The sequence below is a fragment of the Desulfobacterales bacterium genome (genome assembly GCA_034520365.1).
Taxonomy (GTDB): domain Bacteria; phylum Desulfobacterota; class Desulfobacteria; order Desulfobacterales; family Desulfosalsimonadaceae; genus M55B175.
Map to the genome: position 1 here is coordinate 308,677 of JAXHNP010000003.1, position 12,833 is coordinate 321,509.

The window sequence follows — 12,833 nt, forward strand, 5'->3', positions numbered from 1 at the left end:
AAAACACCACCATAAACATTTCGACTTGTCTTTAAAGAGATCCGGCCGTGATGGATTGGCCCGCTAAAACCGGCTGCCTGATTTGCCCCACAAGCGCCGTTTTTATCCAGGGTAAGGGGTTAGATCGGGGGAGCTGGCTTGCTGCCGGCATGTTTCCGGCGCCGGGCGATATAACCAGGGCAAGATTTATATTTACTCTTCCCCTCTGACCCTTCTCAGGGGTGTCCCGCCCGGCGGGGTTTTGCCCTGGCGGGCTTTTTGCCCTGGAAAGCCGGGCGCCATGCCAAAAGCTCTTTTGTTTTAATAAAGAATAGGGACAAAGCCGAGGCCAGCAAAAAGCATGACAGGGCGAAACCCGGGGGAGCGGCTCCGGGGGGCGGGATACAGATAGACGCGCTAAGGGAGCGCTCATTTTTTCCGCCGGCACCGGAGAAAATGGAACATATGGAATTAACGGCACAGCTTAAGCCTGGCGCTGTTTTTGCCCTTGCAAAAATGGTGACAGTTCGCGGGATCGGTATTTAATCCCGCCTGGCGGCTTTTTTGCGGGAATGCAAAAACAGTGACAGGCGGGGATAATGGTAGAGCTGAAGGCAAGACACCGGACCCGGCGAGGTAGGCCGGCGGAATGGGGTGTGCTTTTTTGGGGGGGTGGCAAAAAAGTTTAAAAAAAATATGGTATAAACTGGCCCCTATTCCTTACATATTTTTTTTAAAGTTTTGCGGGCATATAATAGACCCACACCTTAAACGCCCGCAAAACCACACCCCACACCACACCATCAACCCGGCGCCGGATATGTTTTTACTCGGGCTCCACGCTGGCTTCATATAAATGGCGAATCGCCCAGGCGACCAATGTTTTTTTATTCTCTTTCGGATAAAGATCAAGCAGCTCTTCCATCATTTCAACGGTGGCCGGCTCCAGCCATACTGACAGGCTTTTCCCGCCAGCCCTCGCTTTCTTTTTTCGCCATTCGCGGGCTCGCTCTTTTTCGGTCAACTGCACATCAATGGTGCCGCGTGTTTCCGTTTTGATTTTAGTCATTTTTCAAGCCCTCCACTCAAAGGGTAAAAACGGGGGTTTTCTGGCTCACTGGCTCCACTTTTAAAAGCATCAAACTTTTTCTACAATTGTCCTGATAAACCCCGGCATAAATATAAATTGCTATTTTAATTGCAAATATTATCTGAACAATTCAAAAGTTTACATAATGTCTATTATCGGACATTATATGAACTGGCATTTCATGGGCGTTTATAACAATAAAATAAATTACGCGTCATAAGATTATGGTGGAGGGAGTTTTTAAAAATTCCCTCCACCACTTCATTTAAACAGCTTCCCCAAAAGGCGGCCGGTTATTTTACCAGCACCCCGCCGGCCAATCCGCCTACCGACCTTGCCTTTTTGTATCGCGTTTAAATCCCCAAGCAGACGCCCAAGAGAATAAAGAAAACCGCGAAATGTCATAAGCCCCCCAAAACTTTTGCCGGTATTTTCCGCACTCCAACCCAATATGTACCCGACCCGGTGGCATGCGTAAAACCATCAAGCGCCGCAGCTCCCCGCTAAAAGTCAAAATCGTTTAATATATGGTCTCTCACGGCTTCGGTTTTTTTTGTCCGGATGTATCCACCAAACCACTTAAATCGGTTTTGACGGCTTCAGGATCGACATACGCGCCGCTTTCCTTGTCATGGGGAGACCAAATATAGGTACCATTTTGATCGGCAAGAAAAATCGGGCAGCCGGTTCTTTGACTCCATATTTTTATTAACCGATCCGAAAGGGCATTATAATAAAAAACTTTCTTCGCAATCCGGTAAAACTCCCAATCCTTAAATTCAACCATTTTCGGAAAGCCCGCAACCCCCGCCCATTTATACTGCTCATCAGCCTCAATCATTAAATCATAATATTTCTTGAACTGATGATAGGCGTGCTTATAGCCAACATGGGCATCTTCCTTGGTTAGCATTGAATCAATAAAATCAACTTCGGGATCATCAATCACCCTTACAATATCAATGCCGCTTCTTTCTCTTAAGTCTACTGTCTCCTTTTCTTTAGATTTTTTCAACTCTCTGATGCTTCCCATTTTAACCCCCTTAAAACAAAAAGCGCCGTAGGGGTGCTCACAATCTTGAAAGATTATACCCGGTCCTTTCGGATACCGGCCCCATAGCGCACATATTATCACCAATAAAAATAAATGGCCTTTTAACGCCTGGCCCTGGCGTTCAAGACTGTGAGCACTTTCAACATAGCAAAGGCGGACATATTTTCAACCCCTTTTTTTAGACCCTGGAATTTATACCGGGCACACCGGGCACAACTATATATTATAATATAATATATATAATAACATTATATAATTATATATTATTTACCTTGTGCCCTTTCTTGTGCCCGGTGTGCCCTTTGTGCCCGGTTGCCAAAAACCCGAACGGCCTTTTCTTTTTTTTAAAATCGCTCTTAGGAGATTGATTTTTTTGCGGATTCCGTTTTTCCACTTGGTTTTTTTTTTATACACGGGGAGAGATTGGGGTATCATGACCCCTACCGTTTTCCGACGCTGGGAAGGACCCATTTTTTTCGCGACGGCCCGCCGGCGGCCGACGCCCGCCCGGCTTTTGTTCTGGCCGGGATCGGCCCCAAGGTGTTAAAGAAAGACAGCGGGACCACCACGAGATTGACCCCAGCTTTTTTATATCTTTATTCGCGATTAAACTTGAAGGGAGAAGGAGCGCGGCCCGAGGCATTAACTTGATTGTCCCGGGCTTCGCCCCTCCTGGCGGCCAGATCACCTTTCATTGGGGGCATGGGGGCGGGCGGCTAATAGCGGGCGCATGGGGAGACGACCACCAAAACGATATTATCAATGTTCACATCCAAGCCCCGTTCTGCCCTGGCGGGTGCTTCGTCACCAGGGACAGAATAGAAACAATGATCCAGGTGAACCCACTTATCACTGATGGGTACTGCCGCTTCAAACTCTACCACGGCACCGGCGGCCAGAAATGCCAAATATCGAAACCGATCCATACAAGCCTGCTGAAGCGTATAGGGATAGTTTTTGACCACGGGAATTTTATCGGCATCAATGAATTGCTGATACTCCCAGGGCTCATTGTCATAGCCTTCTTCTGGCCCCGACTGCTGGCACTTATGACAGGGATTTTCATAAGGACATTCGACTTTGTGATTTAGACAATTTTGGTTTTCCATAGCATGTGTCTCCTGTATTGGATAATTAATCAAATGGCGGCCGACCCTCAGCGTCATCCGGCCCCTCTTCTGTATCTTCATCATCTTCATCAAGCCGGGGGATCTTTGCCAGATCAAAGAACCAGCTCTTTTTCGTCGGCCGGGTGCCGTCCGGCTCGATGGCATACCGATGATTTTTATTGCTTGCGACATAGGCGGGGTGCGCCCGCAATGCGGCTTGAAGATCCTTCACCGTCGCCCGGAACTGTCCATAAAGATCCATGACGGCATTGAGGGAGAAACAGAGCTGGCCGGCAGCCGGTGGTTCTCTACTGGCACCTATTCCCTGGAGACCAGGCCAATCAATGCAGCACTTGGCCTCCTCGGTCTTATTGCGAATAAGGCTGAAGCAGCTATCAAAGAAGAAGTCAGCAAGGCCCGACGGCTTGGCCTCTACTTCCTGGATCTTGGCTTTTGTTAACCCTCGAATGGCAGGCGCTAAATCGTATTCAATGTGGAAAACCTCAGTAAAAATACGGTGAAAAGCCAAAACCAAGGCGTGATTTTCTTCAAGCCGTACATTGCCCAGGCCGGACAATTCCCGGCGGGCTTGATTGAAATAATCCAGCCATTTATTTTCAAAAGTTTGCCGATGGCGAAGCACAGCCGGCAGGACCGCCGCCCACTCGCTCCGGGGAATGGTTTTCAATTCATCATAAACGGCTTTGCTATGAGCTGATAGGGCTTCATCATCAAAGCGGACAGATAAGACCCGCTCTCGCATGGCCGCGCTTGAAAAGGCTTCATGATTTTGAATAAAGGCAAGCGTTGATTTGAAGTGAATCGTTTGGGTTTCCAGGCTGTTTGTGGTTCGGGCTCTGACTTGCAGATCACCGAAATTATATAGGGTAAGGAATTGATCGAAATCCATCCGGGCACTCTCCCCCGCGTTTGCCTCCAGGAGGGCACAAAACATACTTGACCGCTGAGCAAGCTCGCGTATACGGCCCTTTGCGGTATTCGCCCGGATCATAGGCAACCCTTCCCCGTCATAACCCTGGCAAGCCTGCATGAACTGTATCAAGGAAGATTTGCCGGTGTGCGGCTCACCGTGGAAAGATAAAAACGGCATAAACCCCAGGGCTTCAGAAATCAGGTGGACAAACCAGGATGCAACCGCCCAGGCCATGCCCACGGCGGCTTTATCCCCCCAGGCAAGGCATAGCTTTGTATAAAGGGAAACCACATCATTTTCGCCCCGCTCGGGCTTTATTAGCCGATCCACCACGCCGTTTGATGGCGGCCGGAGGTATTCCCGGCGCTTGACCTCAAAAAACCCCTTGTCATTTGGCAATTCGGCCCGGCCGTCCGGCTTGATTATAAAATGCTTGAACAGATAGCACCTTGAATCCGCATCATATCCCACGCGCTGAGCTTGCCGGACTACGGGCGCGCGCGTTTCGCTAATTCGCTTTGCCAATTGCACAGATGGCTTACGTTCGCCCGCCCACCATGACTTGGCCCGGGCAAGAAACAGCTTGGACATTTGCCCCGGCTGCCCCAGGTCCTCAGCACTGGCAATAAATGAAACCGGGCGGCCGGTTTTAGGATTGACGGTGATATTATACATGTATTCCGGCCGATCCCGGCTTGTGGCATCTAAGGCAAAATGATTGACTTCGCAGATAAAATTAGCCTGCTTAGCTACTGTCAGCACTTCTTCTTTGCCGACCCGTTTCAATGCGGCAAAATAAATTTCCCCATCGTAATCAAAGAGACCGGGCGGGACCTGGCGCCACTCGTACCATAAATCAGCATATTCTTGCGGGGAGTTTGCCAGCGCTAAGCGGCCCTGAAATTCATATTCCGGCCGATTTGCATCAAACGACGCCCGCGCATTCTGGCCCCAGGACACTAACAAATCATTCCAATCGACGCCCGCCGGCGGCAAAATCGCCCGGAACTCCACGCCGGCTTTGCCGTCAAAATGCCGTTTCCATTTTCGCAGCGCCCGCCGGCCGGCTGGATCGTTATCAAAAGCGGCTGTCAGCTTTTTAAATTCGGATAAACCCAAATTCCCCGGATCTTGCCCGGCGGATAATGCGGCAATGCTTTGAAGGCCATTCTCATCCAGGGATAAAGAATTAATGATGGCCTCGGTAACAAGGATTTCTTTTTCTAAATCATACTCGCGGCCGGGATGTTTCCAAAACCAGCCGGCGGTTGATCCCCAATTATGCGTCTTGCCCTCCCCCGGTGGCGGGCTTATCAGGCGGCCGTTGTAGGGCTTTTTGCCTGGCTCCCCCACGGGAAACATGACGGCACCGGACCCGGTTTTTCTAACGTCTTTCCAGTATTCATAATGAAGCCCTTCAAGGCTTTTTGACAGACCCCGGGTTTCAAGATACTTGGCGGCCGGCCGGTGAGGATCTTTTTTTGTAGGCGGGAACTCTTTTTCTATCTTTTGGTAAAGATCCGGAAAAAGTTCACTGAGCTTGACCACGGCGCCGCACTGGTTAGCCCGGTTACAGTTTATGGCATTCGGCGCCGCTGAATACGCCCAGGCTTTCGCCTGTCCACATTCCGGGCATTTCAAGGGGGAAATTGTCCGGCCGTTATCCCGGGTTTTGCCGGAAATCCAATACTCTGAAGCCTTCAGCGCTTCAATCTGGCGGGTACGAAGATCCCCGGCCGGCATTATTTCCGTCCTTCTTTTCGGCAACACCGCTGTAAAAACCAGGGAATGAAGGTTTCTTTTTCGTAAAACGTGCGGCTTCCGGCTTTATAGCAGGGCGGCCCTTCTCCCTTGCTTTCCAGGTTTGCCAGCGTTTTACCGCTTAAAACCCCTGGCAAAAGATCCCCCACAGCCGGCCGGCCAAAAACTGGCGGCAGTGTTTTTTCAAGAATATCCTTTATCCGTCCCAATCCTTCTAAACAGCCCAGCCGGGTTCGATCCAGTTCATCAAGGTTTTCATTAATTGTTTCGGTCTTTTTTGCTGTCATTTTGAATGCTCCTGTTTTTGGGTTTACTGGCGTTCCTTTTGTCGCCCTGTTTTTAACCCAAACATAATACAAATACCTGATATTCATCAATTTTTGAACTTTAGAAAGTGGCCGGTTTTCCAAGCTTTTTATTAATGTGTGGAAATAATTGATAATTTTTTTTAAAAAAATGGACCGATCTAAAAACGGTCTGTTTTTAAGAGATTTTTTTCTAAAGAAAGGCCAGCAAAGGCAAAATTCAGCCATCGGCCCGAAGGGAAAGACACCGGAAAGGCTCGGAAAATGGGGAAAATTGACAGGCAAAAAAATTTTTTAAGGTTTGGAAAATGAAGTGATTGACCTGGAAAGGATCGGGGGGTGTGCCCGCTCTGTGCCCGACCGGGCACACAACCGGGCACAAAATATCTGTTTATATTATCAGTGTATTATAAAATTTTGTGCCCGTGTGCCCGGTGTGCCCGGTTTAAATCCGGCAGACTTGTTTTTTTATAATTTTGACCAAACCGGCGCCCGCATTTGCTTCACAAGCGCCGTTTTTATCCAGGGTAAGGGGTTAAATCGGGGGAGCTGGTTTGCGGCCGGCATGTTTCCGGCGCTGGGCTCCAGGCGGGCAAAGCACCCGGCCCGGCACATGGCCCCGAGGCCCTGGACAGCTTCAAGAGAAGCCCGGCCGGTAAGCGAAGCACAACCATAAATATTTTGATCTATTTTTAAAGAGATCCGGGCATGATGGATTGGCCCGCTGAAACCGGCGCCCGCATTTGGCGTACAAGCGCCGGTTTTAACCAGGGCAAGGGGTAAGATCGGGGGGAGCTGGCCGGCTGCCGGGAGTGTTTCCGGTGACAAGATCCAGGGCAAAACTTATAGGCTTGTTATGTCTTGTAGTTGGGGTTTCGAAGATCAGGGTAATATTCTTCAATAGCCTTCCATATTAACGTACCTATATCTTTTTCACTTCCCGAAAATTTTTGTTTATTTCTAAAGTCTTTAAGCACCGGCAAAAAATCAACTTCTTTTTCCCCATCCCACTTAGGCTTACCCTGCCACTCTTCGCGTTTCTGATTTTCTCGCTCCATCCAAACAGCCATATAAACAGCCGTTTTTATAGCTTGTTCTACACGCTCATCGCTAAAAAGCTCAGGCCGGGTTAGGGGTTTTGGCGCCGCCACCTGGCTTGATTTCAATTTAAAGTATTTCTTTTTGTTGATATCTGTTTCTTTAAAAAGACAGTCAGAAATATGATACTTATAGGACAAAAGACCCTTAGTCAAAGTATTCATCAATTTTTGTGACTGTGTTTCCCCGGGATTGCTAATGGCCCCTATTTTTTTTTTATTGTTCTCTTCCACTTTTGTTTTATCTATTTCGACTTGAAGAGGATCTAAAGGCTTTTCCAAATCCTCCTGAGAGTATGCGGGCAAGCCCATATTTCTTACCGCATTAAATAACTGATAGGCTTCAATTCCATATTGTGCCTTTGTTCTATCCACGCTTAAAAAATTATCTTTCGCCATAGCGCCCCCGATACGCGCCCCGGTAGTCATCCAGGGGAAGGCAAACCGGGAATTTGCTTTTCAGACGAGGGAGCGACCCCCGGCCTATCCCCTGGAATTTGATTTTATTGTTTATTTTCCAATGAAATGACCTTAGCGCCCGGCTCCTGGCCGTCCTGTTTCCCCGTGAATAGCTCCCCCAGGGCTTTGGCGGCATCCTGGCGCAACCCGGGCGCAAAATGGCTATACCGTGAAGTCATCTCTAAAGATTGATGGCCCATAAGCTCCTGTATTAGCTGAATCGGAAACCCGGCCGCCGCTAACTGGCTGCCGAAGGTGTGGCGTAGAGAATGAAAGCTGATCCGCTGCTTTTGATCGGTGATACCCTCATTCAAGCCCATATCCTTGATGCACTCATAGAAGGATCTGCTCACATGCTTTTGAAGGCGGCCCCGAGTATCCGGGAAAATAAGCCCGGCAAATTCCCGGCCCTTTTTGGTTCTGGCCTCTATCAGCTCATCAAACATTTCCGATATGGCGTCATTAATATACGCGTACCGATCCCGGCCGGATTTTGGGTTTCTGATATGAATGGTGCCGGCGCTGACATTGATATCCGACCACTCCAGGGCGGCAATTTCCCCAAACCGAAGGCCCGCATGAAGGGCAAGGACACACTGACAATAAAGAGTAAGGGATTTTTCTTTTGTCCGCCCGAGCAGCTCATTTGCCTGATCGGGGGAGAGGAACCCAACCCGCTTGTTGTTGATTTTGGGGAATAGATTTTTTGTGTTTTCCGTCGGTATCGGCCCGCTGTATAACCCCCACTCTATGGCCTTGCGATAGATGGCCCGGATTTCCTGGAGAACCTGAAACAAGGTGGCATCGGCAAGCTTTTTTTTCTGGATATCCCGTTTGAGGGTTTCCAGGTGGGGAAAGGCAGAAATATTTTTCATTGGCAGGTGGTCAAACCGTTCCTTCAGGTGGATTTCATGCCGGCTTTTGTCCTGCTCATAAGATTTTTTATTTGTCCTGGACCAATCCAAATACATTTCAGCGGCCACACCGAAGGTAATATTTTCACGCTGTTTTTGCTCATCGGCAAGCGCTTCATCGGCCCGGCGCTGCTCTTCCATTTCCCGCATTTCTTTAAGACTTTGCGGGGATCGGCCAATTCGAATGTTAGATACAATTTGCGCCCTGATTTTGCTGGCCTCAAAAGCTGAATTGTCTTCAGACATCCACCCTACGCACTCTTCAACCGTTCGGCCCTCTTTGTTGTATCGAATAAAAAAGATTTTGTCCTTTTGCCGGTTGAACATACGGGTTTTATGGCGTCGATACCTTACCCCTGGATATGAAGACTTGATTTTTCCACTCATTTGCCCCACCTTTTGCAAAAAGCGACCTGTATTAAGCTGTTTTCAATTAAAAATCTGCCCCGCTCCTGCCCCGGAGTTTGCATATTCCCGCAAATTCCTTAAAATTCATTTAGACTTTGAAAAATAAAAATGTTATTAATGATTTCAGTTACTAAGGATTGATGAGGAAGTCAAGGGTAAATTAGGTAAAAGACCGAAAATATGGCATTTTTTAAATTCCTAATCCATGTGCCGCAGGTTCGATCCCTGCCGGGGGCACCATATTCCCAGATGCATGCACATAGCCGATCGTTTTGAACTTAAATGCGCGTATTTAAACCATACCTGCAAAAAACGGCTGCCGGGGCATTTATTGGGCTGCTTGTCGGGATTACTTACCTGGCGCTGACCCCGATTACCCATGAGGTGTCCACCCTATGCTGGGACAAGCTGAATCATCTGGGGGCCTATCTGTTCCTGGGCATTCTTGCGGATCTCGGGTTTTTAACCGGCTCCCGGCTTGGCTGGAAGCTCTGCCTGCTTCTTGCGTATTCTTTTCTGATTGAAACCGTCCAGCACTTTATTCCCAATCGGCAGTTTTCCGGTTTTGATATGTTTGCCAACGGATTGGGACTGATACTTGCCTATCTCGTTCTGCGGGCAATTCAAAAAACACCGGTCTATCAATCATTTCAGCATCAATAAAGACAAGACCCCGCTACGATTTGCTCAGGGCAATCAGCCGATAAACCAGCATGCCCGCCAGCCAGGCCGCATCCTCGGGCGACATATAGCTGCCCGCGGTTTCATCAAACAGGATATTGGCCTCTGGCGCAAACTCCTCATCGCCTTCCCACAGGATCAGCTGAAGCGGCACTTTGGGCAGTACCCGGAATTCATAGCCCACGTCCCCGTTATCAATGGCCTTTCCCCCGATTTTGTCCGCTGCCGGCGGCAGACCGGCCGTATTCTGACCGAACACTTTCTTTAACGGATCAATGGCGCGCTTGACAAAGGAGCTGTAATAAAATGCCGCGCCCGGTATTTCCCGGTAGGCGATCCACTTGCCGGAAACCGGTTTTTTTTCCATGGCGCTCATATAATGAAGAATCAGCACCTGCTCCTGGATGGGGACTTCCGCATCCGCATCGTTTTCATCCACAAACTCAAAATCCGGAAAACTGACCCGGTACGTCCGGGTTAAAAACGGAATCCGAAAGCCCTCATCTGTTACCTCGAACTCCGTACATGCGGCAATTTCATCAAGCACATGGGCTGATAGGCTTTTTACCGCGATTTTTTTTGCATTAAAATAATCATCCACCCGTGCCATAGTTAATCTCCACAAAAAAAGCCCCACCCCGCAAACAGAGGGTGAGGCTTTGCATATAGATTCGTCTTTCTGTTTTACAGTTCCAGCCAGGAATCCGAGTAAAGGGTCCGGCCCATAATAACGTCAACGGTCTTGACGTAATCGGCCATTTCCTTGTCCAGTTCACTGGGTGACGGGGCTTCACCGTCCATTGCCTTATAGATCATCTCCACGATATCCTCGCGATTGCCTTTGGCAATCTCTGTCAGTTTTTCGTCCCGGGGATCAGAGATCACCGAGTACATCCCGGAGCGCTGCAGCATCACCATGTAGGTCTGATTTAAAATCGGCCGCAGGTGCGCCGGGGGACCGTTGGAAATGTTGGACAGTCCGCAGGTGCTCTTGGCGCCGGGGGCGATATCCTGCAGCATATCATAGAAATTCTTAAGCGCCACCACCTGATCCTGCTGGATGTTGACCGGGGTCACAATGCCGTCCACCCAGATCTTTTCATTCGGAACCCCGGCCTCATTGGCAAAATAGAGCAATTCCACGCAAAGGGCCGCCCGCTCATTCTCATCCCGGGGAAGCCCTTCCGGGCCCCACAGGAGTGCAATAAAGTCCGCATTGTACTCGGCTGCAATGGGCACCATCTTTTCATACCGCTCAGGGCGGCACATAATGGAATTGATCAGCGGCGGCTGCGGGGTCTCCTTATAAACCTTCAGCCCGGCTTCAATGGCGTCAATATTGGATGTATCCAGGGCCAGCGGAATATCCGATACCACTTCCTGAACTGTCTGGACCACCCACGGCATCAACTCCACGCCGTCTTTTTTAGCAGGCCCCAGATTGATGTCAATATAATCCATGCCCTTTTCTTTCTGAAACAGGGCCTCTTCCTGGATGGGCTTTGGGTCGCGCGCCTTAAGGGCAGCCCCAATGGTCTTGCCCATGACGTTTAGACTCTCTCCGATTAGAATCATAAACCAACCTCCATTTGTCATTTAAAAAGGTTATAGCCGGTTCTGGCGCCCGGTCCGGCGCCATTGACAAGCAGCTATAACCGCCCCTTTTTAGGAATTATCTGTTTTTAAGAAACGCCGGGATATGGGCTGCTTCACGCGGCCCGACCGTCACCGTCCACTCCGGCAGCTCTTCTTCCATTTCACCCACGATGGCCGCCGCATAACCCGGAATAATGACCTCCTGGTGTTTAACCTTGTCCTTGATCCCGGATTTATTGATGAACATGCCCACATCATCGCCGGCAAATTTTCCGGCCGCCCAGGCGGTCAATACGGAAAGGCCTTCCGTGTCTTTGACCAGCAGCCAGGTCGGCACTTTGCTGCCTTCGATTTCACCGGAAACCACAAAATAGGTAAGAGCGAAATTGGTGGTAATCATAACCGGTGAGTTTTCATCCGGCTTGCCGATTTCATAGATCCCCTCTTCCATGGTCATAGGCCGCTGCGGGTCGGTGTAGATGTTTAAACGCTCCAAGAGCAGCGGAAACAGCGTTTCCGAAGTAAAATCCGAAACCACCGTAATCGCCCCGTATTTGGCAACAAACATGCCGGCGATCAGTGTCTCCATCTCCAGATTGGATGCCATTTCACAGGGGAAGGTAATCGTGGGGAACCCAAGGGAGCGGTTGCCCGCTTTCAGGGCCGCCCGGCGAATGGCCACCTGATCCTGAAAGGCCTGCTTGACTTCCCGGGAGCCGGAATCAATGACCAGACGCTTCAAGCCCATGCCGAGGAGCTTGTCTGTTAAGGGCATCAGGTTTTCCACTGAATCCGCCTTCACGGCCAGGGGCAGATCATTTTCCTTGGCAAGATTGCCATAATCATCCACGGTCTTGTCTGTGGCCGCATAAATCAGCGGGGCCTTAAAAGCCGTGGCCTCAACACCGGCCTTCATGACGTCCGCATTCTCCGACATGAGGATGAGGTTGAACTCAGAGGTCTCGGCAATGGTTTTGGCCACTTTGGCGAATGCATCCTTATCGCCGTTGACATCCTCCACCGCAACCAGTTCAGGCCGCATATTAAACCCCACCCGCTCAAACTGGAGGGCATTCCAGGTGGTCAGTTTTTTCTTCAGCTCATCTTCGGAAATATCGGAGCCCACTTTGGTCGCAATCACAGTCTGGTTGTAAAATGTTTTTTCATGCCGATACAATACGGTTTCCCCGCCAATGGTGCGCTTTCGCACACCCTTACCGATCTGCACCGGCAGGATGGGGGGGGCAGAGGCTTCCGCCAGTTGTTCCCTTGCTTCATCCGAGACATAGGGGCAGGCATCGAGCTCCGCCTTACCGGAAGCCAGCTGCATGGCAAAGGCAAGACAGGTGGGGAACCCGCACTCCTTGCAGTTGGTCTGCGGAAGAAGCTTAAATATCTGAATACCGGTTAGTGCCATTTTAATCTCCTTATATGTTCAATCAAATT

The 12,833-nt window shown here is 49.7% G+C and carries 11 protein-coding genes and 1 tRNA gene; 2 read left to right on the top strand and 10 right to left on the bottom strand.

Annotated features, from left to right (window positions below):
- Nucleotides 1–805 precede the first annotated feature (805 nt).
- The 7 genes from U5L07_04680 to U5L07_04710 all read right to left on the bottom strand — a co-directional run bounded on the left by U5L07_04680 (nt 806) and on the right by U5L07_04710 (nt 8,843).
- Nucleotides 806–1,048 carry a hypothetical protein gene (locus U5L07_04680; protein MDZ7831022.1) on the bottom strand — a complete coding sequence of 81 codons (243 nt, stop codon included), beginning with the start codon at nt 1,046–1,048 and terminating at the stop codon, nt 806–808.
- Nucleotides 1,049–1,604: 556 nt separating this feature from the next.
- Nucleotides 1,605–2,102 carry a hypothetical protein gene (locus tag U5L07_04685; protein ID MDZ7831023.1) on the bottom strand — a complete coding sequence of 166 codons (498 nt, stop codon included), beginning with the start codon at nt 2,100–2,102 and terminating at the stop codon, nt 1,605–1,607.
- Nucleotides 2,103–2,839: 737 nt separating this feature from the next.
- Nucleotides 2,840–3,232, bottom strand: a complete 393-nt coding sequence (locus U5L07_04690) for a hypothetical protein (protein MDZ7831024.1) — start codon at nt 3,230–3,232, stop codon at nt 2,840–2,842.
- 25 nt (nt 3,233–3,257) lie between these two features.
- Nucleotides 3,258–5,909 carry a toprim domain-containing protein gene (locus tag U5L07_04695; protein ID MDZ7831025.1) on the bottom strand — a complete coding sequence of 884 codons (2,652 nt, stop codon included), beginning with the start codon at nt 5,907–5,909 and terminating at the stop codon, nt 3,258–3,260.
- Nucleotides 5,909–6,517, bottom strand: a complete 609-nt coding sequence (locus U5L07_04700; protein ID MDZ7831026.1) for a hypothetical protein — start codon at nt 6,515–6,517, stop codon at nt 5,909–5,911. The genes U5L07_04695 and U5L07_04700 overlap by 1 nt, the downstream gene beginning before the upstream one ends.
- A 569-nt stretch (nt 6,518–7,086) precedes the next feature.
- Complete coding sequence (locus tag U5L07_04705) at nt 7,087–7,728, bottom strand: hypothetical protein (protein ID MDZ7831027.1); 642 nt, start codon at nt 7,726–7,728, stop codon at nt 7,087–7,089.
- A 104-nt stretch (nt 7,729–7,832) separates the two neighbouring features.
- The gene (locus U5L07_04710; protein ID MDZ7831028.1) at nt 7,833–8,843 is read right to left on the bottom strand and encodes a site-specific integrase; all 1,011 of its coding nucleotides are present in this window, start codon (nt 8,841–8,843) and stop codon (nt 7,833–7,835) included.
- A 422-nt stretch (nt 8,844–9,265) separates the two neighbouring features.
- On the opposite strand from U5L07_04710, the gene U5L07_04715 reads away from it, so the two are divergent.
- Both U5L07_04715 and U5L07_04720 read left to right on the top strand, forming a co-directional pair.
- Nucleotides 9,266–9,350: transfer RNA gene (locus U5L07_04715), tRNA-OTHER, on the top strand.
- 42 nt (nt 9,351–9,392) lie between these two features.
- Nucleotides 9,393–9,773 (top strand): VanZ family protein, encoded by a 381-nt coding sequence (locus U5L07_04720; GenBank protein MDZ7831029.1) that lies wholly within the window; start codon nt 9,393–9,395, stop codon nt 9,771–9,773.
- A 13-nt stretch (nt 9,774–9,786) separates the two neighbouring features.
- Here the strand turns inward: U5L07_04720 and U5L07_04725 are convergent, their stop codons facing one another.
- The 3 genes from U5L07_04725 to acsC form a co-directional block, all read right to left on the bottom strand.
- Nucleotides 9,787–10,401, bottom strand: coding sequence for a DUF3786 domain-containing protein (locus tag U5L07_04725; protein MDZ7831030.1), 615 nt, complete (start codon nt 10,399–10,401; stop codon nt 9,787–9,789).
- Nucleotides 10,402–10,475: 74 nt separating this feature from the next.
- Nucleotides 10,476–11,366, bottom strand: a complete 891-nt coding sequence (locus tag U5L07_04730; protein ID MDZ7831031.1) for a dihydropteroate synthase — start codon at nt 11,364–11,366, stop codon at nt 10,476–10,478.
- A 97-nt stretch (nt 11,367–11,463) separates the two neighbouring features.
- Nucleotides 11,464–12,804, bottom strand: a complete 1,341-nt coding sequence (gene acsC, locus U5L07_04735) for an acetyl-CoA decarbonylase/synthase complex subunit gamma (protein ID MDZ7831032.1) — start codon at nt 12,802–12,804, stop codon at nt 11,464–11,466.
- Nucleotides 12,805–12,833: the final 29 nt, after the last annotated feature.